The sequence below is a fragment of the Arthrobacter sp. UYCo732 genome (assembly GCF_040547265.1).
Classification (GTDB): domain Bacteria; phylum Actinomycetota; class Actinomycetes; order Actinomycetales; family Micrococcaceae; genus Arthrobacter.
In genome coordinates, this window is record NZ_JBEPPJ010000002.1 from 384,197 (window position 1) to 409,941 (window position 25,745).

Consider the following 25,745-nt stretch of genomic DNA (forward strand, 5'->3'; position numbering starts at 1 on the left):
GGGTTAGCTGCGGAACTTGAACAAGGACGTGTGGACTGACCCGTCATTGAGCTTCAACTGGAACATGCGGCACGAGTTGGCCCATGCCTTATCTGTCTTCCAGACGTAGGTGTATTTGCCGTTCCCGGCACTGTAGGACAGGCTACTGGAACCTGCCGTTGACGTCGTTTCCACCTCGGCCAGCGCCGCCCCGGTTTCACAGGTGACCGGTACGGACGCCGGCGATCCTGCAGCCAGGACGTCCAGGCCGAAGTCACCGCCGAGGCTGAACTGCATGGGAACGGCCCGGCCGGCAGTCATCACATTCAGAGCCGGTGCTGCATCGACCGGCGCGAGAAACCCGCCGAAGTCGTAACGGGAGCTGGCCGCCGGAAGGACTACCGTCGACGGGGTGCCCATGCCGCCTCCTTCGGTGAAGCCGACGACGCCGATTTCAAGATCCCTGTCCCGGCGTACGTCCGTCATCGGGACGGTGCGTGTCTTGGCATCCACGATCCCGGCAGGAATTCCGTCCACCGTCAGTACCCAGCGGTAAACCAGAGGGTCTGAGGACTCCCAACTTACCTGGACGGTGCTGATCCCTGCGGGTGTGGAAGTCGGCACTGCGGTCACGTTGGAGGGTGCGGACGGAAGCCCGTCCCAGGGACCCCTTCCGATGTGGACGAAAGCGGAGGCGTTTGAGACCAGGCCTTTCGCATCGGTCATCCTGACCTGCATGACCCCCTCGGAAACTGCCGTGTACGTGTGCTTGGCAACAGGTTCGGTTCCGGTCGATTCGTAGACGCCGTCGCCGTTGAAATCCCAGTCGTACTTCACGATGGTCGAGGCGGGGGAGTAGGACGCCGAGGCGTCGAAAGTGATCTCCTGGCCCGGCATGGCGTAGTAGTCGGGGTGGCTGAGCAACGGTACTGGCCGTGCCTGGATCCGGGTGACGGCAGTCGTCAGCGCGGCTTTCGTGTCGCCGCCGTCGATGATTACCTGACCGGTGGTTGCTTCGGCCAGAGCGGTGTAGAAGCCCCCGAAGTAGGACGGCACGACCGGGTAGACGTTAACAGGGTCGATTTCCAGGGCCCGCTTGGCGACGGAAGCAAGGGTGCTGCCGTCGACAAGGTCTGGGTCGTGATAGTCGGCATCGGTCAGGACGACGGCTGCCTTGGTGGCCCCATTGCGCCATTCCAGTCCGTTGAACGCCGTCATGAGGGCGTGCAGTGCAGCTTCTGGTCGGTCACCGCCGCCGGAGGCGTAGATGGTGGAGAGCTGGGTGTTGAACTCTGTGGTGTCTTCCTGGAATCCGCTGAGGATCCGCGCTGTGAATTGGTCCCCGGCATCCTTGTACTCAACGAGGGCGACGCGGCCGCGGTCAGCCTTGATGGTGTCGGCCATTTCGGCTGCGAAAGCCTTGGTTGCCTCAATCCGGCTCCACATCGATCCGGTGGAGTCGATCAGGAAGACCATGTCCAGGCCGGACGTGCCGGCGCCAGGCTGCGTGACGGTGTCGTTGACCTGGCCGGCGGCCAGTAGCGGCTTGAGTCGGCTGGCGATTTCGATGGCTGCCCGGTCGATGCTGAGCCCATCCTTCCAGTAGGTCCCATGGCCCTCGTTATCCCAGAAAACCCGGCTGGAGCCGCACACGAAGTCGTGGCTCGCGCAGGACAGGCCTGTTGTTGAGGTGTGGCCTGCTGGAAGGTAAGGGGCCCGGGCACCCAAGGAACCCTGGGAGACCCCGCAGTCGGGCACGTCGAACCGCCACTCGGAGCGGTCCTGATCATTCAGGCAGTTATTCGGGATGAAGAGCGGAGGAGCGCCGGAGCCTTCAGGGAGCCACAGCCTGGGGTCACCAAACAGTGCCTGGTAGACAACGCGGTTGCGCAGTCCGTCGCTCAGCTTTTCGTTATAGGCTTCGCCGACGACTTGGGCGCCCTGGGAGTAGCCGCCGAGCACGAAGTGGGCTTCGGGGCAGGCTGCGGCGCGCTTGGTCAGATAGGCGGTGAGCTCGTCGACTCCTGCGTTGACGCTGTCACCGTAGGCGAGCCCCCCACCGGCGGTGACTCCCGCGCCGACGGTATTCCAGATGGACTCCAAGCCCGTGTCTGTTCCCACGGGAACGGCCGGGTAGCTGTGCCCGTCAATGGTTGAGGTGCCGAGCTCGTATTGGTTCAAAGTCAGTGGCGCGGCGAGACGATCGTCGATTTGGTCCCTGAAGCGGAGCGCCGCAGGTTGGCGAAGGTCTTGGCCGGAGCCCCGGGCGAAGATCGTCTCGACATTGGCGCAGGCTTCGGCCACGGGATCCGCAGCGGTTGCCGGCGGAACCGCCAGTGTTAAAGCAGCCAGGGCTGCAGTCAACACGGCAGCGGTTAAGTAGTACGGAGTTTTCGGGCGCACAGCAATTACCCCCATGTGGTTACTGAACGGAAATGCCGCTCTGTCCTGCGGCTCAAGGTCGCGGGTGCGGCCTGAATGCTCTCAGGGTACCCGTCGTTTTATCCAGTGACTAGATAAACCGTGCGGAAGATTTTGCACCGACTCACAGGTGTGGTTGCACGCTGAGCACGACAATGTCGGGTTCGTTCGGATGAGGGCTGGTGACGTTCAGGATGTAGTCATACGCCCCGTCATTTCCGCTGGCCTCACAGACTGTCGTATCGCCGATGGCGTCGCCCCGCCGCTGGCAGTTCCGTTCAATCTTCATTTCAAAGCCGACCCCGGCGATCACTGACTTGAGTTCATCCAGGGTGATCTCCTGGCCTGCATCCCAGCGCCTGGAGATGCTGGGGCACGGGTTGGGACTCGTGCACAGGAAGCGCTCCGGCCGGACAATTTCCTTCTCCAGCTTCCAGTCGGCAGGGATGGCGAAGCGATCGACACGGGAGAGCACGTCTGCAGTAACTTTGTCTTCGGCAGCCCGGACCATAAAGAGCGCAGCCGTCACGGCGAGAACCAGAGCCGTGATGACGCCGGTAATGATTGCTGTTTTTTGCTTCACTGTGTTCCCCCAAAGCCATCAGTGCAGACACTCATTCGCCGGACAGCCGGCGCGGTGCTGACTGCATCGTATCCTCACGCGGCAGCTTTGTCTCCGAAATTGTCGTAGCCCGCCCGTACTATCGGCATCGACTGGCTCCCCACCGGTCGCCGGCGGCGGAAAGGGTACGACATGAGCGAGTACAGCCATCCAGAGGCAACCTTTCTGCCGCCCACCTTTCCTCCCTCTGAGGGCGCTTACCCCGCCCCGGCCAAGCTCCCGGTGCGGACTTCAAAGGCGAAGTCGGCGCTGCGGATTTCCGGCGGTGCAGCCTCCATCGCCGTCGGGTTCTGGGGCGGAAGCGCCGCCCTGGCCCTGAACTCAATGAGCACCCTGCTCGGCCCGCGGTTCACCTGGCTGGGATTCCTCATCGGCTTCGCAGCGCTGTGCAGCGTCATCACCGGGTCCGCCGCCATCATCCGGCACCGACGCAAAGACCTCCGCGTCCCGGCGCTGTCCGTAGCGTTCGCCGCCATCAACGTCCTGGGCTATGTGGCCGTCTTCGTCGCCCTCCCCATCGTAACCCCGATGCTCGGCGGCCTCGTCTTCGCCGCCTTGGGCATCATCGTGATCGCTATGACGATGGTCTTCGATGCCTGGCCGGCCGCCAAGCCCTGACAGCACCCGGCCCGGGAATACCGGTGCCTACGCATGTGAACCAGTAAGCAGTACCGAAAACCGGAGGCACAAGTGTTTTTCCTACCCACCACCGACCGGAGAGACCCGGACGAACTGATCCTCTCCGCCAGTGACATCGTCGCCGGATCGACGTGCGAGTTCGCGGCCGTCCGCAAGCTGGATGTGCTCCTCAAGCGGCTCCCCGCGGTGGCCCAGGAAGCTGACGCGATGATGGATCTGACAGCGGCGCTGGGGGATAAGCATGAGGCGAAAGTTCTCGGCCTGCTCCGGGAAGAATATGGGGTCTCCCGTGTCTACGAGGTCGCCCCGCCGCGGACCTTCGACCGGCCCGGACTGGAAGCCCGGCACCGGGAAACCATCCAGGCCCTCCGGGACGGGTTCGACGTTATCTACCAGGGCTGCTTCTTCGCCGACGGCTTCCACGGCCGCGCCGACTTCCTGATCCTGCAGGAAGATGGCACCTACGCGGTGTTCGATACCAAGCTGGCCCGCAGCGCAAAATCCCAGGCCCTCATGCAGCTGGCAGCGTACGCCGACCAGCTGCGGAACGCCGGCGTCCCGGTGCACCGTGAAGGGCACCTGATCCTGGGGACCAACGAAACGACCAGCCACCCGCTGCCGGAGCACATCCCCCTCTATGACGCCGCCCGGGACCGGCTCCGCGCGGTCCTGGAAGCGCACCGGCTGGCCTCCAAGCCCTCCGCCTGGGGCGACCCGCGCTGGGTGGCGTGCCTGAAATGCGCCGACTGCAAGGCGGAGATGGACGCAGCCGATGACCTGATGCTGGTCCGCCGCATGAACCGGTCCCGCCGGGCCAAGCTCATGGACACCGGGCTGACCACGATGACCATGTTCGCCGCCGCGGACCTGCCCGACGTCGGCATCAAGATGGACCCGCTGTGGGCCGAGCTGCAGGATCAGGCACGACTCCAGTGCGGCTTCGGTGACATCGACGGCACCACCAACGGTGTCTCCTACAAAATCCTGGAAAACCCGGCACTGATCGGCATCCCGAAGCCCAGCCCCGGCGACATCTTCTTCGACTTCGAAGGTGACCCGCTCTGGCAGGACCCGGCAACGGGGGACTGGGGGATCGAGTACCTGTTCGGGCTCGTCGAGCACTCCGCCGACGGGCACGACTTCATCGCGTTCACCGCGCACAGCCTGGATGAGGAACGGCAGGCGCTCATCGACTTCATCGACCACGTGACCGAACGCCGCGCCATCCACCCGGACCTGCACATCTTCCACTACGCCCAGTACGAGGTCACCGCCCTCCGGAAGATCGCCCGCCGGCACCAGGTCATGATCGACGAAGTGGAAGAACTCGTCGAAACCGGTGTGATGTTTGACCTCTACGAAACTGTGAAGGGCTCGGTGCGGATCTCGGACCGTTCCTTCAGCATCAAGAAGCTGGAGCCGCTGTACATGCCGGCAGGCCGGCTCGGGGTCACCAACGCGGTGGACTCCATGGTGCAGTACAGCATCTACCGGGACGCGGTCGACTCCGGCCGGGACATGGCCGCCAGGGACATTTTCCGGGCCATTTCCGACTACAACCACTACGACTGCCTGTCGACGTGGAAGCTGCGGGACTGGCTGATCAACCTCACCCGGTAGCCGCCGCGTGGCGGTCCAAGGGCGATGATTCAGTTCAGATCGGCACCGTCCCTGGCCGGTGACTGCACAGACAAAAGGGGCCGCCCCGGATAGCGGGGACGGCCCCTTGTCATTCACTTACTGCGGTGCCAGGGGCGCGGTGTGATCGGTCCAGGCGCTCCCGTCCCAGTACCGCTGGATGTCGCCTTGCGGGTACCAACCGGCGGGGACACTGACGGGCGGCGGGGGCGGCGGTGCCACTGCGGTTGCCGCCTTGATCAGGGTGTCCGCGTCCTGGCCGACAGGCTGGGCCCGGTGCTTGGCGGCTGCCTGGTTGATCTTGAGGGCGAACTGCCTGGCCTTCGTCTCGTCGAGCCCGCGCACCTCTTTCAGGATGACATCGCCGGGGATGGTGATGCTCAGGTAGACCTTGGTCCGGTCCTTCTTTGCGATGGCGCCAACGAGAGCGCCGGTGCTGCCGAACGTCAGGGCGCCGGCAACGACGCGGGTGGCGGTGACCCGGGCGCTGATGGCCGCCCCGGTATCCACCTGGGCTTCGCACTCGGCGACCGGCCAGGTCTTCGGGGGCAGAAGTCCGCGGCCGGCCTGCTGCTGCAATTCACGGCCGACCAGGGCCAGGTCCTGGAAGGTGGCGGTGGCCGGAAGCACGTTCCTGAAGGCATGGCTGACTTCCGCCGCGGTGATCTTGCGGGCCACCTGCTCCGGCTCATCCGAGGGCTGTGGTGCCACGTATTCGACACCGCCCACCTTCTGCTGCAGGGCCTCGTGCAGGGTAGCGGCTGCCTTTTTGTCCGTCAGCCGGCTGGCGTAGGTGTCGATCATCGGGTCGACCTTGGTCTGGCCTTCGCGCACGATCAGGCGCAGATGACCTTGGGAGAAGACCTTCGGGGCCTGATAGTCGATTTCGAGGATGTTCTCGTAGAGGACCACTCGGGGAGAGGCTTCGCCCTTGACGGGCATTGCTTCCGGGCCAAATTCCATGATGACCGCGGTGTCTGTGAGGCGGACCAGTCCGTCCGCCGTTTTCGTCTGCATAAGGGAAATCCTAGGTGTTGCTGGAGTGAAAATTGAACATTCGTCCGGCCGTCTCAGTGGATGATCTAGGAACAGCTGCACACTTCCGTGGGCAACCTCGGCCCGGTGAGGGCGTTAGCCAGGACGGTTACCCACATGCCGTGCATCCTTCCCAGCGTTGGTGTTCGCCTCTACGTCATGAAGCCTTTGGAGGTAACCATCGGAAACGAGGCCGTAAAGCCCGCCACGTCATATTTGGTGCTGCTGGGCTTTCTTGTGCCCTCTGACCTCGGAAGACGCTGCCCTGACATATGCTCTGCGGAGAGCTACACCGATCAAGGGGGACCGATGTTCAAGCCGCGCGTCGTGCTGACAGTACTGGGGATGGTTGTTGCAATCGCAGGCACCGCCGGCGGGTTTCTGTTGCCCGTGGGGCCCTATTGCTCGGGCGCCTTCCTCGCCCAGAAGGCGTCCCTGGACGCAGGAGCCAGGGTCGGTGTCACGGCCACCCTCACCGCGTGCCGTGCCAACGCTGAACAATACGCACCCATCTGGGTTGCCGCGATCGTCGCAGGGCTCCTCCTCTTCACGCTCACCCTGGTCTGGACACTCGTCGCCAGCGGACGGTCTGCGGCAGTCGCCAAGCAGAGCCGTCCCGTCACCGCAGCAGTACCCGCCGCCCAGGGAGGCGGAAGCCGATCAACCCCCGCCTGGCCATGGATGCTGGGGATCGCGATCATCGGTATCGGTGTCTTCCTGGGGTACACGGTGGATGTGGGACCGTACTGTGACGGGGCCTTCGCAACACAAAATTCGGCCGCCGGCGCCGACATTGCCACCGCCATGAGCGGAAAATACTCGAACTACTCCGACGAGTGCCGTGCGGCCGCGGCTCAGCAATCGGTGATCTACTGGGGCATCATCGGCTTTGGCGCCGCCGTTTGTGTACTCGGGCTCGTCCTCCGGACCGTCCTGCGTCGTCCGGCAGGCGCTACCCGGCCAGGAACCATTGCCGACGAACTGGAGCAGCTCGCAGGCCTTCTTGAGCGTGGAGTACTGACCCCGGACGAGTTCGCCCAGCAGAAGGGGAAGATCCTCAGCCGCGGATAACCCTCGGGCGATCTCGGACTGCCAGGGAACGCCGTGGCGCGACTGTGACGCGGCTTTCCGGCGGGTCCGTACACATAGAGTTCACGTGGGGGATCTCTACAGCTGCACCTTGCCCCCGAAACATCGAAACGCCGGAGACTCCGGCCATGGGGGACAGGAATAACAAATGGGTTGGTTGTTTGATGACGAAACGGGCGCCGAACGCGCTGCCCGCATTCGAGGCGAAAACCAGGCAGCGGAGCATGCCCGTAAGCGGAACGCCAAGCAGAGCGACTACGAGCAGGCGCAGTACGACAAATGGGACAGCGACAACCGGAAGTACAAGCACGCTGAGTACAGCGCGGACCTGGCAGCGTTCAAGCGCAACCCAACGACTTACGAGCGGCAATACACGTCCCCCGCGGATGTCCCGGATATGCCGGGCGAGCCCTTTTTCTTCGCTCGCCGGGACGAGGCACCCGCAGCTCCCCAGAGCGAGGGCATGCCGCTGATCGCGAAGATCATCCTCGGCATCGTCGCCGTGTTCCTCATCCTTCCCGCGATACTCAAGGCCATCATGCCGATGGTCGGAGCTGTCCTGAACACCATCTGGCTGATCCTGCTCAGCGCCGTCGGACTGCTGGCCCTCGTGTGGATCATCCTGAAGCTCACGGCCGGGGACGACCCCGTAAAGATCCGGCGGGCCAAGAAGTTCAACCCGGTCCTGCTGGGAGGTCTTGTGTACCAGGTCATCCGCGAGGTGCTGGCCGAACGCAAAGCCCGGAAGTCCGTGGACGAGTAATGGCTGCTGACCCCACAGAGGCCGAGGAGCGCGCGCACCGCGAAGACCTTGAAAACGGCTTCCAGTTCGTGCTCACCCATGACGCTGAACTCCTGAAACGCCTGGAGGACGCATGACCCGCCACCTGACGGTAGAGGACGCCAAACACTTCATGGGCCGCTACGGGTTCTTCGTCCGCGACGAAGGCCTCCTGGCCTCGGCAGTCGCCCGGCCGGCCACGTCCATCATGGGTGCGGATGCCTTCGGCTCCCTGGAACTCAAAGCCGCCGTACTGCTCGAATCGGCCGCACGGAACCACCCGCTGGTGGACGGCAACAAACGCACCTCCTGGACCCTCATGGTGCTGTTCCTGTGGCTGAACGGCTACCGGCACAGCTTCGACACCGACGCGGCGTTCGACCTCGTGGTCGGGGTTGCTGAGGGCCGGCTCGGCCTGGACGAATCCGCCGCGCGCATCGGTGCCCGCCTCGTAGCGCGCACCAACTGACAGGCACCGGACAGTCCTCTACGCATGTTCCTGAGTGAGCCGCCTCCGGCGAGCCCGACGAAAGGTAACCCCGTGAAGAAGACTGTCCTCGCCGCCGTACTCGTGGCAACCGCCCTGCTCTCCACCGGCTGCGCCGTCGAAGCCGTCACGGGGACCGTCGTCGAACAGGCTGCAGAAGGCTCTGCCGGCCAGGCCGTAGGTCCCGTGAGCGCCATGGAGAAGGCCAAGGAAGAAATGGAAGCCAAGGCCTACACCGCCCGGGTCGTCGCGGCGAACCCGTCCATGATGGCCGGCCTGGACTGGACGGTCACCGGCGGCGGCTGGGAAGCGGGCGCGAAAGTGACTGTGACACTGCGTTCAGCTGATGGCACCGCTGTCGGAACACCTGCCGAGGTTGTTGCCGACGTCAAAGGAAACTTTGACGCCGTCCTGACCATCCCGGAGGGCACCGTCACCGGGACCTACAGCCTTGAAGCCGCCGACCCCACCGGCCCGCACACAACCACGGTGAACGTTTTCAGCGCCTAGACCGACTCAGCGGGATCCGCTGCTTCGACCGGCTCCCCGTCGAGTTCCACATAGTAGGACTGCATGCGGTCCACTTCGATCAGACGGCCCTGCTGTCCCGGCTCCGTCCCCGACCAGGCGCTCTTCCACGGGTCCTCGTTCCTGACGATCCCGCTCAGCTCGAACGCCAGGAACCCGCCGTAGTACCGGATCACGCTGTCGATGCTTTCGTTCTCGTCCTCATCGAAGATGCCCGGGTTGCCGGATACCTCGGCGAGTTTGAACGTTCCCCGGTGGGACGCATGCAGATCCGGGCTCACCGGTCCTTAGCCCCAGGCGTAGAAGTCGGCGTCCGTGAGCAGCCTGTCCTCCCAGACCAGGTGCCACGCCTGGCAGTAGTAGGCGAGCTTGTGAAGTGTCATGGTCGTGGTCTCCCCGGTGCGGGCCAGGATGGCTGCGGCGAGGTCGAAGATAGTCGCAGCCGGCTTCACGCGCGGTTGACCCAGCGACGGCACAGGAATCGTCCCTTCCAGCCATTGGGCCCACGTCTTCCCGGCGACCAGCACCGAATCGGGCAGGGCGGCGCCGATCTGCAATGAGGTCTGCAGGTTCCGGAGGCACCGGCGGCTGAAGCCGGCGTCCTGTTCATCGGCCGGGAGGTCATGCTCCCATTCGGTGCCGTTCCAGGCCTGGCCGTGGCTCAGCAACACCCACAAGTCCGTGCCGCGGCGCTGCAGCCGGACACTGAACGGCCGGACACCCGGGCTGTCCAGGTCGGTTCCGGACGGGGTGAGGGTGTATTCAGTGGCAAGGGAGATCAGGTCCATTCCGGTCATGTGTGCGGAGAGCGGTGCGCCGGTCTACGCATGTTTCCCGATGACCGCACCAGCCCTGGAGGACCCCCGTTGATCTACCCCATTCTGACCGTCCTGGTGGGCTCAATCGTGGTGATTATCGCGGGCATCTCCCTCTACCGGTGCGTTCGCGACGGCGGCATTTTCATCAACCAGGTGCGCTTCCTGGCCTCAGGGGTGCTGCTGATTGCGCATTTCCCACTGACCCACTTCCTTGACGGGCTGATCCTGCCTTGGCTTGAAAAGATCGGCGCCATCGAAGGCAACGTCTCGGCCTCGTACTGGATCTCGTTGGCCCTCATCGTGACCGTCCAGCTCATCATTCTGCCCACGGGCCGGGAGCTGTACGCGACCTACATGGCTGACCGCGTAACCCGCCGGGTTGGCGCCTAATTTGTGAGCGCTCAAGCAACAACCCGGCGCGGCAGGGGTGAAACCGGAGGTGAAAGTCAGGCGGTGAGGGAAATCGGCGACACCGCACACATATTCTCAGTTGACCCCGCACCGCGGCGGAAGACTGCCCGGGCCACCGTCGGATTTCTCTGCCGGTGGCCTTTCACTGCACCGGCCGCGCCGGATCCCACAAGGACCCGGCAAGGCCTGAAATCATCTTTGAGGAACCCATGAGTCATCCTGTCCGGCGCCTCAGCGCCGCCGTCACCGCCGGGGCCATGTCCGCCGCCGTCCTGTCCAGCCTGATCAGCGGAACCGCCGCCCACGCCACAACCCAGATCGCCTATGCTGCACATATGCAGGCCTCCCCGTCGGGAACCTACACCGTCCGCTCCGGTGACACCCTGAGCGGGATTGCCGCCAGGCACGGCGTCAGCCTCGCGGCCATTTTCGCCGCGAACAACATGGGCATGGGCACGGTCATCTACCCGGGCCAGAAGATCATCGTCGGGCCCGCCACGAGCACAACCCCGCACCCCAGCCCGCCCCGGCGCAGCCTGCGGCCGTCTCCGCCCACACCGTCAAGGCAGGGGACACGCTCAGCACGATCGCCACCAAGTACGGCGTCAGCCTCGCAGACGTGCTGGTGGCCAACAACCTGCAGATGCGCTCCATCATCTACCCGGGCCAGACGATCAAGCTCGCTGCTACCTCAGCAGCAGCAGCAGCAGCAGCAGCAGCAGCCCCGGCCACACCGGCACCTGCCGTTCAGCCCGCACCAACAGCTCCCGCAGCCCCGGCAGCTGCCACTCCTGTTGCCACGGCCTACACAGTCACGGCCGGAGACACGCTGTCCCGGATCGCCAGTGCCCATGGCGTCAGCCTCTCCACCGTGCTGCAGGCCAACGGCATGACGCTCAGCACGGTCATCTACCCGGGCCAGAAGATCAAGGTCGCCGGCACCGCCCCGGCTCCGGCCCTCGCGGCCCCTGCCGCGCCCTCATCGAGCCCCTCCTCGGCTGAGCTGAAAACCATGGTCTCGGACACGGCCCGCCGTATGGGTGTCGAAGCGTCCCTGGCGCTGGCGTTTGCTATGCAGGAATCCGCCTTCCGCCAGAACGTCACCTCCTCCGCCGGCGCCATCGGTACCATGCAGATTATGCCCACCTCGGGGGAGTGGGCATCCCAGCTCGTCGGTCGGCAGCTGGACCTGCGCAACGCCCAGGACAACATCACCGCCGGAGTCGCCATCATCGCGGCCCTCATCAAGACCAGCCCGAGCAAGGAGATCGCCATCGCCTCCTACTACCAGGGCCAATACTCGGTGATGAACCGCGGCATGTACGAGGACACCAAGGACTACGTCGCCTCCGTGCTGAAGCACCAGCAGAGCTTCCGGTAGACCCGACTCGAAGGCCCGCACTGCTGAACAGTGCGGGCCTTCGCTTTTGTAGCTACTTCGGGCCCTTGTGACCTGCGGGGAGAGCAATTCCTAATTCCGCACACATGCGGTGGTATGACACTAGCTTTGGGCCCGGACCAGCCATTTACCGACTTCATCGTGGACGACCTCGAAGGTGACGAGGTCGCTGGAATCGTTCATCCCGAGCCGGGCCTGGAGTTGCCATACCTCGACGTCGATGCGCCTGGCTTCTCCTGGCCCTCGCCCCATCCGCTGATCGGTCTCCCACCACGAGCGGCGCTCGTACCAGCGGACCGGATCCACGGCGACGAACCAGCTCCGACCCGCGAGCTCAAACGAAACCGGCACACCCTCCGGGCTCAAGCTGACAGCAACTTCCCTCATGCCGTGCCTGCTCCTGCGGCGGATGTCCTGCCGAGCCGCCGTTCCCTGCGCCAAACCCGCGCCGCAGAACCCCACGTTGTCCGAACCGTCACCATTTCCCAGCCCATCGTTCCGGCGGCCCCGGTAGAAGCGCCTGCCCTCGAAGACCCGGTTGTCGTGGCGGAACCAGCTGCTCCAGTCGCACCGGCAGAGCCAGCGCCCGACGCGGCGGGCCTGGCCTTGGCCGCGCTGCTGGAGGAAGCACTGGATGATGCCTTTTCCGAAGAATCTGACGTGGAGGAAGACGTCCCGTCCGTCCGCCAGCAACGGCTGACCAAGGCGGTGGCGCTGGCCAACGACGAGCCCGTCGACCACCTTCCGGAGCTGCCGCCGCTGTCATCGGGAACCGAATACGCTTCCATGCTCGCATCCTACGGCGCTTTCCCGCCCCTCCGGCCGCCAGGCCGTGACTTCAAACTGCCCCTGGCCCTTTCAGTGTTTCTCGGCTTCCTCGGAGCGGACCGATTCTACGAGCGGAAATTCCCGTCCGGCGCCCTGAAGCTGGTTACCGCCGGAGGCGTGGGAGTTTGGTGGATCGCTGACATCATCTCCATCCTGACCGGCCGGACCAAGGACAAGGACGGCCAGCCCTACAGCGGCGACAAGAACCACCGCATCATCGCCGGGTCCATCATCGCCGCACTGTTCGCAGGCCTCGTTCCCGTAGCCGGTCTGACGGTTGCGCCCGTCGCAACCACGGGGGTGACGGCAGTGAACGACGCGCTCTTCCCCAAGCCCGCACCGGTTCCCGCCTGGAATGTCATCGCTGACGTCAAGGGCAGCCCCGATCCGATCGTGCTGGACGTCACCGCTGACCGCCTGCGGCTGACCTATAACTTCCCGGGCGCCGTCTATGCCTACCTGCAGAAGGAAAGCAGCACGCCGGTCCCCGCCGACACCGTCATCATCAAAGAACTCCCCAGTAAGGGCGAAGCCAACGTGAAGGTCAGCCCCGGCCGCTACCAGTTGATCGTGCGCACCGACGGGAACGGCTGGACCATCAAAGCCGAGGAATGGGCCGTCCAGGGCTGACAGTAATTGCGAGGTCCGCAGCTGTGGTGTAGTTGCTCCATGATTGCGGTTATCCTCGAAACCCTCACGACTATTGACGCCAATGAACAGGCACTGCGTGCTGCTGACGCTTCCTGGGAATCAGCGCGCTGGGCCTTTTTGATGCTCCTTGTGACCGTAGGCCTCCTCATCGGAGCATTCCTCGCTGCGCGCTACGCCAGGAAGACCTGGGAGGCTACCAGCGCGCAGCTCAGGATGGCCCAGGCCGCAGACCGTGAACGTGAAGCCCGTAATGTCTCGGCCTGGCTCCAGCCGGCAAAGTCTGGCAACCTCATGGAGGTCTTCGCGCGCAACGGTAACGGCGGCCCAGCCTACGACGTTGTCTGCCGGATTATGGTTAAGCGGATGGCCGAGAAGGTGCCGACTGATGAAGTTCATATTGAACGCTACGTCGCTCTCGGGCCAGACGACACGCAGCGGGCCGTGAAGTACGCCTTCAACATGGGCCCGGATGGATACACGTTCGGATACAAGGACCCGAACGACGGCGTGAGGTACACCAAGAGCAGGACGACCACCGTCCTGTTTGAATCCGATGATGAATGGAAGATCTGGGACGGGCAATCTGTCACGGATGGCTTGGCCGTTGACCTGAGCTTCCGGGACTCAGCCGGCCGTTCCTGGCGCCGTGACTGGCACGGCAAGCTGATCGAGTTGACGTGAGCTCCGGGTGAGAGTCCCGGCCATCGCCGCACACATTCCGGGCATGACGAAGAACCGCGAAGAACTGGACATCCAAACCATTGTTGACGCTGCGATTTCCAACTACCTGGATGACCGCAAGCTGACCGGCGCTGCCCCGTTCGAGAACCAGCCCCCTGCCGAGCTCGCCCGTTTGCGCCAGGTGTTTTTCCCCGTGATCTGGAGCGCGCTGCCCGGCATTCTGACGCAACTGAACGCCAAACCTGTCTCGGCTGAAGAAACCGCCGATGAGATCCTTGCGGACTTCTCCGTGCCCGACTCCCTCGAAGGACTGACCCAGTGAGGCGCGACCTCCTCGACACCGGCATCGCCAAAGCCCAGGACGACTACACCATCACCGTGAACGGGCTCAGCGAAGACCTCGACGCCGGTGTCGCGTCGGTGGCCAACCGCGGCGCGGTGCAGCTCCGGATCGAGGGTCCGGAGGGTTTCGTCCTGAACCTTGAGGTGCCAGGTGCTGAGGCAGAAAACATTGTGCGGCCCCTCGTTGCCGGGGCCGTCGAACACGAAACCGAGGCCGACGTAGCCCGCCGCTACCTGCGGGATCACTCGGACCACATGTACCCGTACCAGATCGAAAGCCTCAGGAAGCAGGCCGGGCAGCCATACGACCAGTCCATCCTGGACGCGGCCGTGGAGGCATCCGGCCGATAACTACGCATGTTCCCGGGTGTAGTTCACAAAGTAAAAGCCGGACGTGGCAGATTGGCCTCTACACGTCCGGCTTTTCGTTTGCCCGTCTTGGACAGTGAAAAGCCGGGCCCGGTGCATTCTGATATTGCACCCGGCCCGGCTTATGGCATCACCCGTTATCCCCCGACACGACAAACATTAACACGTTTGTCTATTCGTTGTACATTCTGCTCAGGAAAAGCTTTCCAGTGTGAGCAATCTACACAGGGATGCGCAGAAACTGTTTCGCGTCGACCTCTGTCAGCAGTTCCGGGCGGTAGCCGGCGACGCCGTAAAACCGGTCATTGGCGAAGAGCAGCATGATCTCGGGCGAATAAACCACGGTCAGCCGGAACACCGTCATGGCCGCTCCACCGATGCCGCCAAAGTGCCCTGCCGTGGAGCCGAACAAACGGTTCACCGAATGCAAGTTCGTAAGGGCTGAGGGGTCGAATCCGTTCGGGATGTTGACTGGTTCCAGTTCGAACAGCACCTCTGCAGTGCGCTCAAGAACGGCCGGGTTCAGCAGTGTATCGATGGTGTCGTCGATGAGCGTCGTCTTCGCGCTGCGCATGCTCAGGCCGCCTGGAGCTGTCGGGAATGAACCGCGTACGGCTCCTCGAGCGGGAAGTCCGCTCCCACGATCTGGGTGACGAGCAGCTGGTTCGCTGTGGCCGCCGGGACGGCTTCAACGGTGGCGCCCACCTTCAGGCCCTCCTGCTGGTCGTAAAAGTCGGCTTCGACAACGGTGTAGGTCTTGGGTGCAGCCATGGGGATCTCCTTCAATTGTTCTGCGGTCAACTCCCATGTGTGCGGACATCGGTCGGATCATCACCGGGGCTGGATCCCTGGCGCGCCGCACACATATTGTCGGAGTATCCGTCCGAAGAGAAAGACCCCATGAAGCAAAGCATTTTTGGCCGCGTCGCCCAGCTCGCGAAAGCCAACATCAACGACCTCCTGGACCGCGCCGAAGACCCGAAGAAGATGCTGGACCAGATGGTCCGTGACTACTCCGACAACATCACCGAGGCCGAGGGCGCGATCGCCCAGACCATCGGGAACCTCCGCATGCTCGAAGAGGACCAGAAGCGCAACATCGGGGACGCGAACGAATGGGGCCGCAAGGCCTTGGCCGCGTCCCGGAAGGCCGACGACTACCGCAGCGTCGGAAATGACGGTGACGCCCAGAAGTTCGACAACCTTGCCAAGGTGGCCATCCAGCGGCAGATCGCGGCGGAGAAGCTCGTCACGGACGCCGCACCGGGCCTGGCCGCGCAGAACGAGGTCGTCGACAAGCTCAAGGGCGGCCTGGACTCCATGAAGGGCAAACTCCACGAGCTGACTGCCAGGCGGAACGAACTCGTCGCACGGTCCCGGACCGCTGCCGCTCAGTCCCAGGTCCACGAAGCACTCAAGGGCCTGGATGCCCAGGACCCGACCAGCGCCATTGGACGTTTCGAAGAACGTATCCGCCGGGAAGAAGCCACCGTCCGCGGCCAGCAGGAGCTCGCCTCAAGCAGCCTGGACGCCCAGTTCGCGGCTCTGGAAGATCTCGGTGAGCAGACCGAAGTGGAGGCCCGCCTCGCGGCCCTGAAGCGTGCCACCGCACCCCACCAGCAGATCGGTCCGTCATAAACGGCGTACCAATGACAGCGTCATCAAGCAGGGGGACCACATGACACTTCCGCCGAACTACCCGTCACCTTCACCGCCCATGGTCACCCGTGGGATGGAGCTGCCGCAGTGGGCGAAGGGCTTCCGAGCCACCCTGATGGTCTTCCATACCCTAGGCATGGTTGGCGTTATCGTCTATCTCCTGGCAGTCCTGATTCCTACCGAACCGGGAATGGGCGGCACTGCACAGAAATCGTGGACGCTTCTGTTTCTGTGGTTCTCGTTCATCATCACTGTGATTCCCTACGTCGTGGCCAACATTGTCTACGGGATTCTGTGGCTCACCAGCATCCGCGGCAAGGGATACCGGGCGACCACTTTCGTCACCGTCTTCTTGACGGCGGCTCCTTTGATCGTCACGGCAGTCGTCCTGAGCGGGATCGCCCAGGCATTCGCCCAGTAGGCACCATGCAGCAGGCCCCGGCAATTTTGCCGGGGCCTGCTCTGTTTCACGGTTGCCGCACACATCCCAGGCATGACCGTTATCCCGATAAACCGCCAGCCGAAAGGCGTGCCCGTCGGCGGCCAGTTCGCCGCCACCGCCCACGCCGAGCCTTCCCTCAGCCTTGCTCCGGCCACCACGGGCCGTCACAGCGCACCGGCCACCGCCAACCGTCCCGTCCCCGAGTCGCTGCGCATGGCGCACTTCCAAGACCCGCGGCTGGCCAGCGAGCTTGAATGGGAGATCGAGCGGACCGTCATCGCCTTCTCTGACGCAGAAATGGACTACCGGGCCGAATCCTTCAGCGACCTCGTGCCCAACCTGCAGGTTGAGGAAGCCTACGGCTACTTCAACAAAGCCCGCGACGCCCATCACGCCGGCCAGGACTGGAAGGCCATCGTCGCCGAAGCCGCCGCCGCGGACACCGCAGCCCACCCTGGCGGAACCCTGAAAGGCGACTACCGTCCGCCGCTGGCGACCCACCAGGCCGGCTACGAGCAGGGAACCCTGACCACCGGGCAGAAGTACACCGGCTACCGGAACGCCACGGACATCTGCAAGGACATCCGAGCTGACCTCAAAAAGGCTACCGAAGCCAACTATCTGCCGGCCGGACTGAAGTACTCGGTCACCAACGACAAATACTCCGGCGGCCAGTCCATCCATGTCAGCGTCCAAGGCGTCAGCGACAGCGACCGGATCGACCACACCAACCTGAACCACCGGGGCGACTACGCGGAGCTGAAAGAAGCGGAGGAACTCCAGGAGCGGGTGGAGGCGATAACTAACGCCTACAACCGGACAGACCTGGGCAACAACGCCGATTACGCCAACGTCGCCTACTGGGGCCGCGCCGAAATCGAAACCGACCGAGCCCGCCAGTTCCGGGAAGACGAAGCGGCCCGCCGCAAAGCCGCCCGCGACGCCCGCTAGAAGGAAGCAGCCATGACAACCATCACCCGCCAGCCGAAAGGCATCCCCGTCGGAGGTCAGTTCGCCGCCACCGAGCACGGAGAACCTGCCCTAAGTCTCGGCACCGACGGCGCAGACACCCTGACCGAAGAAGCCATCCTCGCAGCCGTGGCCACCCACGACGGCCCCGGCGCTGTCCCCGGCGTCCGCCGCCGGATCGCCGAAACCACCACGGAGGGCGGCCGGAAACTGTTCCTGCAGCGCTGCGATGCCATGTACAACGCGGACTCCCCGTACAGGATCGACCGGTCGGTCTACGGGCCCACCCCGGAGCAGTGCGACGCCCTGGCCGCCCTGGGCTATGACTCCGTCAACCAGTTCTCCCGGGAGAAGCTCAACCGCTTCCGCGGTGCCGGGTCCCTCATCGACCACGGCGTCGGACCGGAGCGGCTGGAAGTCCTGGACAAACTCACCACCCACGAGCACCAGTGGTCCGGCTGGGAAAAAGACGCCTACCTGAACGCCCCATTGGAAGACCTCGAACAGGTCATCACGGACAAGGACCCGACCCGGGCGCAGAAGTACATCGCCACCGTGGACCTGCTCGGGGAAGCAGCGAAGTCTGCGCGGGCACGGAGAGCTATCGACATGAAAATCGGCGACCGCGGCATCATCGAAGCCGACGCCTACTCGCTCGAACATCTGGCGGACCTGCGTGACGCCCTCCCGGAGACCAAGCGGAGCCCCATGCTCATCGTTGGGCTCGCCGCACGTGGCATCACCGGCCCGCACCTGCGCACCTACGGCTCCAAAGCCTGTGAGAAGTACACCGCGCAAGAGCTCGACGAATCCCTGGTTGCGCCCAAAACGATCCGGTCCTTCCTTTCTTCCGGCCTCCGCCTTGACCTGGACAACATGAAGACCCTCCACGACGCCGGCTACACCACGGGCGCGGACCTCAAGGCAGCCAGCCAGGTCCTGCACACCACCGATACCAAGGCCCTCGCCAACGCCCGGAAACACACCACCGGAGCCCAGATGGCCTTGTTCGGCACCGCCACCGGCAGCCGCCTCCGCCCCGATGACCCCAAAGCCATCGGCCGGCTGAACAAACTCGGCGTCGACCACCCGGACCAGCTGCGCCCCTATGCCGCAGCAGTCCACGTCCGGGCCAACACTTTCATCAACCGGGAACAGAGCATCCTGGCCATCCACGCCGATGTCATCAAAGCCGGACTCACCCCTGAACGGCTCGGCGTCATGTCCCGCGCCGGCATCCCGGTCACCGAGGCGGTCAGGCACAAAGACACCGAAGACCTGTGGGCCGCCGGCCAGGAATACCGGGCTGCGTGGGACGCCGACCAGGCCAGCAAAGTGGCACGCCGCTGGGAAACCACTCCCACCCCGTGGGCCTTCACCCACGAAACCTACCTTGACGGAGAATCCAGATGAGCCCCGTGGCATCCCGCATCCCTGCAGAGCACCTGCTGAGGGTCACGACCCTGAACATCAACCACGCACCCGACGAAGTCGAGCGCCGCACCGGGCTCGCCTGTGATGAGCTGGGCTCCCTGCTCCCGGCGGTCCTGTGCCTGCAGGAAGTCCGGTTTGAAACCGATGGCGGCTCGGTCCAGCTGGATACGATCGCCGCGGAAACAGGACTCCCTGTCGTCTCGGCCCGCGCCCAGCACGCCACCCGCGACGGGGCACTGTCCGGGAACGCGATCCTGTCATACCTGCCGGTGCTCGAATCCGGGTCCATCGCCCTGGCCACCCCGGAAGCGAGAGTCACCCGCGCCGACTATGCGGTCCTGCAGGCAGCCACCGGCCAGACCCTGATAGTCGTATCCGCCCACCTCGCTTGGGGCGGCGACCAGGAAGCGGCGCGCCTGACCCAGATGACCTCCATCGACGGCAGGGTCCGGATGCTCATGGCCCGGTACAAGGACCAGAACCCGGTCGCGATCCTCGCCGGCGACCTGAACACGGCGCCCGGCAGTGACACGAACCGGTACCTCAACGGCCACGGCGCCGGAAGTAACGGCGGCTACACCTTCTGGACCGAAGCATTCGCCACGGTCGGGAATCCGGAGGAGGCAGCGACGGTTGCGGCCGGTAACCGCTGGGCACAGTCCACCGCCCGCGGGGTCGGCATTGAATTCCCTGAGATGCTCCCCGACCGGCGCATCGACTACGTCTGGACCTACGGCTGGGCGTACGGCAAGCCCGGCTGCCCGGTCGCGATGCAGCGCTCCTTCACTGACACTACCCGCTACGGCTACCCGGCCTCGGACCACTACGGCCTAACCGTCGACTTCTGGACCCCGCCGGTGCTGGCACCCGTGCCCGCGCTGTTGGTCAGCGCCGATGACATGCTGGCCGGCCAGATCATGCTGGACCTGGAAGACGCCGCAAACGACAGCGCGTTCGTGTGACCATCCAGGCGGCCGGGGAGCGAATCTCCGGTCGCCTCACACATGAGGGTCATGACTACCGAAAGCGCCGCCGCGCGCCCTTACAGCGTCACCTTCGACGCCCTCTACCTGCACTACACACTGGTTCTTGGAACGAGCACGGTCCGGATGGTCGACAACGGGCTGACCGCTGACGAAATGAACGAGCTGACCAGGCCCGACCTGCGCAGGACACTTGCCTGGATCAACAAACTGGTCAGTGTCGTCGTCTTCCTGATCGGCGTCGGACTCATCATCAGCGGCGGGGTCTTCTTCGTTGCTGAACCCGATTACCGCATCCTCACCGGCGCCGGTTTTGTTCTCGGACTGGCTATGACGGCCGGCTTCTTCTGGGCCCACATCCGGGGCGGTCAGATCCGCCGCGAAATCAAGGCTTCCTTCATCCGGTTGACCGCGTCCGGTCGAGTCGACGTCTGGTCGAATTTGGACAGGGATCTCCAAACCGATCTCAACCGGGTAGCTGCCGTCCTGAGGTGCCTGCAGAAGCGGGGCGGTTCGGCAGACGATGCCCTCGCACGCGAGGTTGTCGCCGCAGTACTCCGACAGAACAGCAACGAACCCACCAAGCGTCAGCTGGCAATCGCCGAATCCACCGCCACCGACCCGGCTTCGGTCAAGATCCGGGAAAAGACTCTGGCCGAACAAGCCGCTTGGCGCGCAGACGTCGCCAACGCAGAGTACCTCGTCCAGGAGCTCGAAAAGTCCGCCAAGGAGAACGTCAAATAACCACAACACCCCTCCCTATACAGGGTCGTGTAGGCATGGGGCCGCGGCGTTGCCCGTGCAGAACACCTCATCCTCACGCTGGAAGAGGCTGCCAGCCAGAAATCGAAAGCTGCGGCTGCTTAGTCATTACAGACGGACTCAAAACAATGCCCGGAATCGACGGTATCCTTCGAAAGGAGCCGGCAGGGCTCAGCAAAGCGCGCCGACGGGTGCCCTTGACGATTAATGGGGAAATTTGAAAAGGACACTCTTGCGATCCTACGGATCTGCTGTTCTGGCGGCATGTGTCGCTATTGGGGCTGCCGGGTGCACGCCGCCGGGCGATGAGGCCGCGCCGGCATCTTCTTCCGTCGACCACCCAGATCTAGTCCATGACGTGGCATCGGCCTGTGGCGCGCCAGTTGTCATCGTAGGTGTGCGGGGAGACGGGGAGAACCAGGACCAGGGTGGTATCAGGGGCTTTGGAGACATCGTGACGGAAGCCGCCCGGACGTTGCGAAAGCAGCTCCCTGAGGGAATCGGGGCGAAGTATCTTCCCTTGACCTACCAGACGAGTTCTGGTCCTGAAGCGTTCCGCAATGCAGACCCCTACAGAACAGCTATTGAGAGCGGCTCCAAGGCACTCATCCAGACACTTGCCGAGCTGGCATCGTGCAGGGATTCCAAAGTGGTCGTGATGGGGTTTGGACAGGGGGCTGAGGTAGCCCATACCGCAGCTTCTCAGCTGGACCAATCCACCACAGGGCACGTCGCATCCTTTTGGCTGATCTCGGATCCGGCAAGGAAAACAACCGAATCGGTAACGTCGTACCTTGAGGGCCCGTGGATTGGCGAAGACAAGAAGATCGCCTCGACTGGTGGCGTCCATGCCGGGTCCAGCGGAACGATAAGCCTTCCCGATGACAAGGTGATCTCGGTCTGCCACCCAACGGATGACGTGTGCCACAACTACTCTAAGAGGCCTGACAACCTCCAATGGCAGAACCACAGAGGCATCTATTCGTCGGACTCGGACCCCGCTAAAATGCACGACACCCCTGCTCGCTATGTAGTCGCGAAACTCGGATACCCAGAAAAACTCCCGGTTCCCGGTGAACTGAAGTTCAGTGATGGGGGAGCCACTGTGGTCGTCGACTCTGGTGACGCTGAGCCACTTGGGCGAGGAGGCGTCCAAAAGACCAGTGACAAATGCGAGGCCGATGTTGTCGTTATCGGCGCCCGTGGATCATATGAAAGCCTCACGGAAGGTGCACAGCAGGGTCAGAACTACGACCCGAGTAGGAGTTTCCTGCGAGGCTTTGGCACACCTGTATCACTGGCCGCAGAAAAACTGCGGACCACCCTCTCTCCTGAGATCAAGGTTCGCTTCATTCACGTGCCGTACGAGGCAGTCAGGGCTGACTACGCATTTGCGCCGGAAAGGCTCAGAGAGCTCAACCAGGACCTGATTTACACCAACTCGGTCAACTCGGGCGTAGTGAAGGCAACCCTCCTCATCAGCGAACTCCTCGAGAAGTGTCCGGACACCAAGATCGTCCTCATGGGGTACAGCCAAGGTGCGCAAACGATCCATAAGGCACTGCTCCAAATGGATAAGCGCACGTATCAGGCAGTTGCCGCAGTGGAGCTTATAGCAGATCCGATGCGGGATTCGACAGACCTCGCTACCACCAACTTGCTCGGTGTCCCGACAGACGTCCCGATCCCTCTTGTGCCCGAAGACATTGCGGGGGTGCCTGTCGCCTTCCCCTTCGGAGGAATTCGCTCCTACTACGGGGAAGATGGCAGCAGTCCTGGGGATCCCAAGCTCGCGACTGTCAGCTACGGCCCCCTTGGCACGCTGGCAGCCAACAACGGCAAATTCGGTCGATTCGACGTCAAGCTTTCGGGCAAGATCCTCCACTACTGCAACCCGCTGGACTTCGTGTGCAACGGTCACCTCCCAGACGCTCATGGCAGCGCCTATCATGCGCCCGACGCCCACGGGACATCCGCCGGCTGGGTAGCAGGGCGAGTCGTGGAGGCCTTGAAGACCCCGAATCTAGGCGCAACAGTTCTGTCAGAAGACAAGACCTGCAGAGCTGACGTGGCAATCCTCGGGCTACGTGGGTCGGCTGATTCCCTCAACTCAGGATCGATCGAAGGGTTCGGCCCGACGGTCAGCGCTTCGGCAGAAGGGCTCATCAAACAACTGCCAGCCACAACCAAAGTCCGGCTCATCCCCGTCGGCGGCCCAACGGAACCCCGAAAGTTCGTTCCCTACGCAGGCCCGGAATATTTCGATGCTCTTAAGTCCCTCGCTGACCAGGTAAGCAAGACGGTGGACGCACAGCTGACAGCCTGCCCCCAGACAAGGATTGTGGCCATCGGATTCGACATCGGTGCCGTAGCCCTCCATAACGCAATTCCCGAGATGCCCGTCGCACAGCGGAACCAATTTGCTGGGGTCTGGATGATCGGCGACGGGTCCCGCGCACGCTCTGAAAATCCGCATATAAAGGTTGGTGTTACCGCCGAGGCAGGATCGGTCTTGGAGTCGGCCGGCGGAGACGACTTCGTCACCCGCGACACTTTCGCAATTGATGCTCCAATGGCCATTTCCCCCGCCTTTCCTGCTGACCTCAAAAACAAGGTCGTAACCGTCTGCGCATTGCTGGACAGCACATGCCATGGGAGCAACTCCGTTTGCGACGGGAACACGAAGGAATGCCGAGATTTGCACGGGTTTCCGAAGACAGCTGATACTCCGGAGGAATTCGCGGCAGGCCAGGAGCTCCACCGAACCGGCTACGCGCTTCCTGAGTACGTTGACTATCCTGCGTACTGGATGGCAGAACAGGTGAAAGCGGCTATGAAGGGCGAGACGCGGGAATACCACCCAGGATTCGAGCCACCCCTCGTCCACAACCAGTAGGGACCTTGGCCTGGTGACGCTTTTCTAATTCGCCGTACACATGGGGTGCAACGGGCCCCCGGAGCGTTCACCCACCTCCCGGGGCCCGCACCCAATTTCAAGCAAAAGGATCACCTGCCATGGCGTCGCCTGTCCTCACCAATGACCAGCTTCTCGAATCAGCCGACGTCATCGCACGCCTGCGTGAATTCGCAGTCCGCATCGGCGACCGCCACGGAGAGGACGCTCCGGTGCTGACCGCTGGCATGGTCCAGGCCGTCCTCGATGATGAGCCCGAGAAGCTTGCGGACCTCGAAGCAGCGGCGGGCCTGTGATCCCCGGACTCGACTTCGTCGCGATCGACTTCGAGCTCGCTAACCCGAAGCACTCCTCCGTCTGCCAGATTGGGCTCGTGAAAGTCCGCGACGGCATCCTCGGCAAAACCCACACGCATTACGTGATGCCCCCGGTCGGCCAGCAGCACTTCGGGCAACGCCAGATCGACGTCCACGGCATCACCCGCCGCATGATCGACGGCGCCGACGGCTGGGAGCTCATGCTGCCCCGGCTGGAAGCCTTCACCGGTGACCTGCCCCTGGTCGCCCACAACGTCGTCGCCGAACGGTCCATGATCCGCCAGACCTCCGAAGCCATCGGCGTTGTGCCGCCTGCGTTCACGTTCTACTGCACCCAGCGCGCCGCCCAGCTCCACCTTCCCGGCCAGGAGTCCTACCGGCTCAACATGCTCGTCGAACACCTCGAACTACCTCCCCTGCAACACCACGACGCCGGAGAGGACGCCGCTGCGGCTGCGCACCTGGCCGTCCGTCTTTCCGAGATCACCGGGATCTCCGACGTCCACTCGCTGTTCCCGGTCATGAAGCCTTCACCCGCAGCCAAAAAGGCGTGGAAGAAGACCGCGTGAGCGACGCCGTCAAGCATCAGAAGTTGGTGCGGGATCTCATCCCTGCCATCATCGAGGCCAACGGTGGCACCGCGGTAACTCGCACCCTGAAACCAGAAGAGTACCGGGCCGCCCTGCACGCCAAACTGGCAGAAGAATCTGATGAGCTGCGCGGAGCGGTAGAACCTGATGACCGGCTGAGCGAGCTCGCTGATCTACTGGAGGTCCTCAAGGCGCTGGCCGCCGACACCGGGTACGACTTGCTGGAGGTAATCGAGTCGGCTGCCGCAAAGTCGGCGAAACGTGGAGGGTTAGCTCACCGGGTCTGGCTGGAAGAAACGCGGGACTGAGCATCGTTTCTTTGGAACTGCGTCATCCGGGCAGCACCCTACAATCAAAGACGTGTCATCGAACCCGTACATTTTCCGCCCCAAGATCTTTCTCGCGGGGCGGCCCTGATCTCCGTTGCTCTCATCACGTCCTGCAGCCATGCGTCCCCTCCGCCGTCCGTTTCACCCGCAGCCGTAGCAGGTACAGCCCTCCAGACGGCAAACGACAACTATCGTGCCGGGTTCAAGCGAGTCGTCGCGGAGAACGCCACCAACGCTGGAGGCATGCCCTGCGAAGGAATGCTGGGACTTGACCCACCTGGAGAGGGACGACATGGGAGTCATCTCCGGCGCCTACAAAGCCGCCAAGGCAGCTTACGCCGGCAGCGCCGACAACGAACCACAAGAGCTCTCACAGTGGAAGGACGCGATCGCTGCGGTGAAGACAGACCTCATCGTGTGGGGATCGGCCGATATGACCGGGGGAGTAGGCAAGCACTCCAGCGCAGCGCTGAGCAAAACCCTTGCAGACCTGGACAAAACCGATGAGTTGGTCAACGCCTTCGCTCCTGCATCGGTTCGGGCCGTGGCAGCTGCGTCCGCGGCTAGATAGCCTTCTGCCCGCAGCACCGCCAGCGTAAACCCCCGGGGCTGCGGGAGACATCCTTCA

General features: G+C 63.6%; 30 protein-coding genes. 23 read left to right on the forward strand and 7 right to left on the reverse strand.

Going from position 1 to position 25,745, the window contains the following annotated elements:
• Window positions 1–3: 3 nt before the first annotated feature.
• The gene (locus tag ABIB45_RS05660) at window positions 4–2,382 is read right to left on the reverse strand and encodes a PxKF domain-containing protein (protein WP_354214932.1); all 2,379 of its coding nucleotides are present in this window, start codon (window positions 2,380–2,382) and stop codon (window positions 4–6) included.
• A gap of 142 nt (window positions 2,383–2,524) precedes the next feature.
• The gene (locus tag ABIB45_RS05665) at window positions 2,525–2,983 is read right to left on the reverse strand and encodes a hypothetical protein (RefSeq protein WP_354214933.1); all 459 of its coding nucleotides are present in this window, start codon (window positions 2,981–2,983) and stop codon (window positions 2,525–2,527) included.
• A gap of 171 nt (window positions 2,984–3,154) precedes the next feature.
• On the opposite strand from ABIB45_RS05665, the gene ABIB45_RS05670 reads away from it, so the two are divergent.
• Both ABIB45_RS05670 and ABIB45_RS05675 read left to right on the forward strand, forming a co-directional pair.
• Complete coding sequence (locus ABIB45_RS05670; protein WP_354214934.1) at window positions 3,155–3,640, forward strand: hypothetical protein; 486 nt, start codon at window positions 3,155–3,157, stop codon at window positions 3,638–3,640.
• Window positions 3,641–3,712: 72 nt separating this feature from the next.
• Window positions 3,713–5,281, forward strand: a complete 1,569-nt coding sequence (locus tag ABIB45_RS05675; RefSeq protein ID WP_354214935.1) for a TM0106 family RecB-like putative nuclease — start codon at window positions 3,713–3,715, stop codon at window positions 5,279–5,281.
• Between the two features lie 117 nt (window positions 5,282–5,398).
• Here the strand turns inward: ABIB45_RS05675 and ABIB45_RS05680 are convergent, their stop codons facing one another.
• Window positions 5,399–6,316 carry a DUF2510 domain-containing protein gene (locus ABIB45_RS05680; protein ID WP_354214936.1) on the reverse strand — a complete coding sequence of 306 codons (918 nt, stop codon included), beginning with the start codon at window positions 6,314–6,316 and terminating at the stop codon, window positions 5,399–5,401.
• 327 nt (window positions 6,317–6,643) lie between these two features.
• On the opposite strand from ABIB45_RS05680, the gene ABIB45_RS05685 reads away from it, so the two are divergent.
• The 4 genes from ABIB45_RS05685 (at window position 6,644) to ABIB45_RS05700 (ending at window position 9,201) form a co-directional block, all read left to right on the forward strand.
• Window positions 6,644–7,405, forward strand: coding sequence for an SHOCT domain-containing protein (locus ABIB45_RS05685; protein ID WP_354214937.1), 762 nt, complete (start codon window positions 6,644–6,646; stop codon window positions 7,403–7,405).
• 166 nt (window positions 7,406–7,571) lie between these two features.
• Complete coding sequence (locus ABIB45_RS05690; RefSeq protein WP_354214938.1) at window positions 7,572–8,186, forward strand: hypothetical protein; 615 nt, start codon at window positions 7,572–7,574, stop codon at window positions 8,184–8,186.
• A gap of 112 nt (window positions 8,187–8,298) precedes the next feature.
• Complete coding sequence (locus ABIB45_RS05695; RefSeq protein ID WP_354214939.1) at window positions 8,299–8,673, forward strand: type II toxin-antitoxin system death-on-curing family toxin; 375 nt, start codon at window positions 8,299–8,301, stop codon at window positions 8,671–8,673.
• A gap of 72 nt (window positions 8,674–8,745) precedes the next feature.
• Window positions 8,746–9,201, forward strand: a complete 456-nt coding sequence (locus tag ABIB45_RS05700; RefSeq protein ID WP_354214940.1) for a hypothetical protein — start codon at window positions 8,746–8,748, stop codon at window positions 9,199–9,201.
• On the opposite strand, the gene ABIB45_RS05705 is transcribed toward ABIB45_RS05700, so the two are convergent.
• Both ABIB45_RS05705 and ABIB45_RS05710 read right to left on the reverse strand, forming a co-directional pair.
• Entirely contained in the window at window positions 9,198–9,500 is a 303-nt protein-coding gene (locus ABIB45_RS05705) for a hypothetical protein (RefSeq protein ID WP_354214941.1), read from the reverse strand. The genes ABIB45_RS05700 and ABIB45_RS05705 overlap by 4 nt on opposite strands.
• Window positions 9,501–9,506: 6 nt before the next feature.
• Window positions 9,507–10,016 carry a Panacea domain-containing protein gene (locus ABIB45_RS05710; RefSeq protein WP_354214942.1) on the reverse strand — a complete coding sequence of 170 codons (510 nt, stop codon included), beginning with the start codon at window positions 10,014–10,016 and terminating at the stop codon, window positions 9,507–9,509.
• Window positions 10,017–10,085: 69 nt separating this feature from the next.
• Between ABIB45_RS05710 and ABIB45_RS05715 the strand changes: the two genes are divergently transcribed.
• From ABIB45_RS05715 to ABIB45_RS05745, 6 genes are all read left to right on the forward strand, one after another.
• Window positions 10,086–10,427 carry a hypothetical protein gene (locus tag ABIB45_RS05715; RefSeq protein ID WP_354214943.1) on the forward strand — a complete coding sequence of 114 codons (342 nt, stop codon included), beginning with the start codon at window positions 10,086–10,088 and terminating at the stop codon, window positions 10,425–10,427.
• Window positions 10,428–11,073: 646 nt separating this feature from the next.
• Window positions 11,074–11,829 (forward strand): lytic transglycosylase, encoded by a 756-nt coding sequence (locus tag ABIB45_RS05725; RefSeq protein ID WP_354214944.1) that lies wholly within the window; start codon window positions 11,074–11,076, stop codon window positions 11,827–11,829.
• 114 nt (window positions 11,830–11,943) lie between these two features.
• Window positions 11,944–13,305 carry a TM2 domain-containing protein gene (locus tag ABIB45_RS05730; protein WP_354214945.1) on the forward strand — a complete coding sequence of 454 codons (1,362 nt, stop codon included), beginning with the start codon at window positions 11,944–11,946 and terminating at the stop codon, window positions 13,303–13,305.
• Between the two features lie 39 nt (window positions 13,306–13,344).
• Entirely contained in the window at window positions 13,345–14,007 is a 663-nt protein-coding gene (locus ABIB45_RS05735; protein ID WP_354214946.1) for a hypothetical protein, read from the forward strand.
• A 43-nt stretch (window positions 14,008–14,050) separates the two neighbouring features.
• Window positions 14,051–14,329: a hypothetical protein gene (locus tag ABIB45_RS05740; protein WP_354214947.1), complete on the forward strand. Its 279-nt coding sequence runs from the start codon at window positions 14,051–14,053 to the stop codon at window positions 14,327–14,329.
• Window positions 14,326–14,700, forward strand: a complete 375-nt coding sequence (locus tag ABIB45_RS05745; protein ID WP_354214948.1) for a hypothetical protein — start codon at window positions 14,326–14,328, stop codon at window positions 14,698–14,700. The genes ABIB45_RS05740 and ABIB45_RS05745 overlap by 4 nt, the downstream gene beginning before the upstream one ends.
• A gap of 238 nt (window positions 14,701–14,938) precedes the next feature.
• On the opposite strand, the gene ABIB45_RS05750 is transcribed toward ABIB45_RS05745, so the two are convergent.
• Together ABIB45_RS05750 and ABIB45_RS05755 are read right to left on the reverse strand one after the other, a co-directional pair.
• Window positions 14,939–15,292, reverse strand: coding sequence for a hypothetical protein (locus ABIB45_RS05750; protein WP_354214949.1), 354 nt, complete (start codon window positions 15,290–15,292; stop codon window positions 14,939–14,941).
• Between the two features lie 2 nt (window positions 15,293–15,294).
• Window positions 15,295–15,489, reverse strand: coding sequence for a hypothetical protein (locus ABIB45_RS05755; protein WP_354214950.1), 195 nt, complete (start codon window positions 15,487–15,489; stop codon window positions 15,295–15,297).
• A gap of 129 nt (window positions 15,490–15,618) precedes the next feature.
• On the opposite strand from ABIB45_RS05755, the gene ABIB45_RS05760 reads away from it, so the two are divergent.
• The 11 genes from ABIB45_RS05760 to ABIB45_RS05810 all read left to right on the forward strand — a co-directional run bounded on the left by ABIB45_RS05760 (window position 15,619) and on the right by ABIB45_RS05810 (window position 25,688).
• On the forward strand, window positions 15,619–16,356 hold the full coding sequence (locus tag ABIB45_RS05760; protein WP_354214951.1) for a PspA/IM30 family protein: 738 nt from the start codon (window positions 15,619–15,621) through the stop codon (window positions 16,354–16,356).
• 40 nt (window positions 16,357–16,396) lie between these two features.
• Window positions 16,397–16,798 carry a hypothetical protein gene (locus ABIB45_RS05765; RefSeq protein ID WP_354214952.1) on the forward strand — a complete coding sequence of 134 codons (402 nt, stop codon included), beginning with the start codon at window positions 16,397–16,399 and terminating at the stop codon, window positions 16,796–16,798.
• A gap of 72 nt (window positions 16,799–16,870) precedes the next feature.
• Window positions 16,871–17,770, forward strand: a complete 900-nt coding sequence (locus ABIB45_RS05770; RefSeq protein WP_354214953.1) for a hypothetical protein — start codon at window positions 16,871–16,873, stop codon at window positions 17,768–17,770.
• A 12-nt stretch (window positions 17,771–17,782) separates the two neighbouring features.
• Window positions 17,783–19,201: a hypothetical protein gene (locus ABIB45_RS05775; protein WP_354214954.1), complete on the forward strand. Its 1,419-nt coding sequence runs from the start codon at window positions 17,783–17,785 to the stop codon at window positions 19,199–19,201.
• Window positions 19,198–20,184, forward strand: coding sequence for an endonuclease/exonuclease/phosphatase family protein (locus ABIB45_RS05780; RefSeq protein WP_354214955.1), 987 nt, complete (start codon window positions 19,198–19,200; stop codon window positions 20,182–20,184). The genes ABIB45_RS05775 and ABIB45_RS05780 overlap by 4 nt, the downstream gene beginning before the upstream one ends.
• 51 nt (window positions 20,185–20,235) lie before the next feature.
• Window positions 20,236–20,949, forward strand: coding sequence for a hypothetical protein (locus ABIB45_RS05785; RefSeq protein WP_354214956.1), 714 nt, complete (start codon window positions 20,236–20,238; stop codon window positions 20,947–20,949).
• Between the two features lie 538 nt (window positions 20,950–21,487).
• Window positions 21,488–23,863, forward strand: coding sequence for a cutinase family protein (locus ABIB45_RS05790; protein WP_354214957.1), 2,376 nt, complete (start codon window positions 21,488–21,490; stop codon window positions 23,861–23,863).
• Between the two features lie 119 nt (window positions 23,864–23,982).
• Window positions 23,983–24,177: a hypothetical protein gene (locus tag ABIB45_RS05795; protein ID WP_354214958.1), complete on the forward strand. Its 195-nt coding sequence runs from the start codon at window positions 23,983–23,985 to the stop codon at window positions 24,175–24,177.
• Window positions 24,174–24,767 (forward strand): exonuclease domain-containing protein, encoded by a 594-nt coding sequence (locus ABIB45_RS05800; RefSeq protein WP_354214959.1) that lies wholly within the window; start codon window positions 24,174–24,176, stop codon window positions 24,765–24,767. The genes ABIB45_RS05795 and ABIB45_RS05800 overlap by 4 nt, the downstream gene beginning before the upstream one ends.
• Window positions 24,764–25,096 (forward strand): nucleoside triphosphate pyrophosphohydrolase, encoded by a 333-nt coding sequence (locus tag ABIB45_RS05805; protein WP_354214960.1) that lies wholly within the window; start codon window positions 24,764–24,766, stop codon window positions 25,094–25,096. The genes ABIB45_RS05800 and ABIB45_RS05805 overlap by 4 nt, the downstream gene beginning before the upstream one ends.
• A 289-nt stretch (window positions 25,097–25,385) precedes the next feature.
• Window positions 25,386–25,688, forward strand: coding sequence for a hypothetical protein (locus ABIB45_RS05810; RefSeq protein ID WP_354214961.1), 303 nt, complete (start codon window positions 25,386–25,388; stop codon window positions 25,686–25,688).
• Window positions 25,689–25,745 lie beyond the last annotated feature (57 nt).

Bases quoted from the DNA above. Each gene is read 5' to 3' on its own strand.
- ABIB45_RS05770 (WP_354214953.1), top strand. From the start codon at position 16,871: ATGACCGTTATCCCGATAAACCGCCAGCCGAAAGGCGTGCCCGTCGGC.
- ABIB45_RS05755 (WP_354214950.1), bottom strand. From the start codon at position 15,489: ATGGCTGCACCCAAGACCTACACCGTTGTCGAAGCCGACTTTTACGAC.
- ABIB45_RS05670 (WP_354214934.1), top strand. From the start codon at position 3,155: ATGAGCGAGTACAGCCATCCAGAGGCAACCTTTCTGCCGCCCACCTTT.
- ABIB45_RS05695 (WP_354214939.1), top strand. From the start codon at position 8,299: ATGACCCGCCACCTGACGGTAGAGGACGCCAAACACTTCATGGGCCGC.
- ABIB45_RS05785 (WP_354214956.1), top strand. From the start codon at position 20,236: ATGACTACCGAAAGCGCCGCCGCGCGCCCTTACAGCGTCACCTTCGAC.
- ABIB45_RS05730 (WP_354214945.1), top strand. From the start codon at position 11,944: ATGACACTAGCTTTGGGCCCGGACCAGCCATTTACCGACTTCATCGTG.
- ABIB45_RS05795 (WP_354214958.1), top strand. From the start codon at position 23,983: ATGGCGTCGCCTGTCCTCACCAATGACCAGCTTCTCGAATCAGCCGAC.
- ABIB45_RS05775 (WP_354214954.1), top strand. From the start codon at position 17,783: ATGACAACCATCACCCGCCAGCCGAAAGGCATCCCCGTCGGAGGTCAG.
- ABIB45_RS05765 (WP_354214952.1), top strand. From the start codon at position 16,397: ATGACACTTCCGCCGAACTACCCGTCACCTTCACCGCCCATGGTCACC.
- ABIB45_RS05760 (WP_354214951.1), top strand. From the start codon at position 15,619: ATGAAGCAAAGCATTTTTGGCCGCGTCGCCCAGCTCGCGAAAGCCAAC.
- ABIB45_RS05685 (WP_354214937.1), top strand. From the start codon at position 6,644: ATGTTCAAGCCGCGCGTCGTGCTGACAGTACTGGGGATGGTTGTTGCA.
- ABIB45_RS05740 (WP_354214947.1), top strand. From the start codon at position 14,051: ATGACGAAGAACCGCGAAGAACTGGACATCCAAACCATTGTTGACGCT.
- ABIB45_RS05690 (WP_354214938.1), top strand. From the start codon at position 7,572: ATGGGTTGGTTGTTTGATGACGAAACGGGCGCCGAACGCGCTGCCCGC.
- ABIB45_RS05780 (WP_354214955.1), top strand. From the start codon at position 19,198: ATGAGCCCCGTGGCATCCCGCATCCCTGCAGAGCACCTGCTGAGGGTC.
- ABIB45_RS05680 (WP_354214936.1), bottom strand. From the start codon at position 6,316: ATGCAGACGAAAACGGCGGACGGACTGGTCCGCCTCACAGACACCGCG.
- ABIB45_RS05710 (WP_354214942.1), bottom strand. From the start codon at position 10,016: ATGACCGGAATGGACCTGATCTCCCTTGCCACTGAATACACCCTCACC.
- ABIB45_RS05750 (WP_354214949.1), bottom strand. From the start codon at position 15,292: ATGCGCAGCGCGAAGACGACGCTCATCGACGACACCATCGATACACTG.
- ABIB45_RS05735 (WP_354214946.1), top strand. From the start codon at position 13,345: ATGATTGCGGTTATCCTCGAAACCCTCACGACTATTGACGCCAATGAA.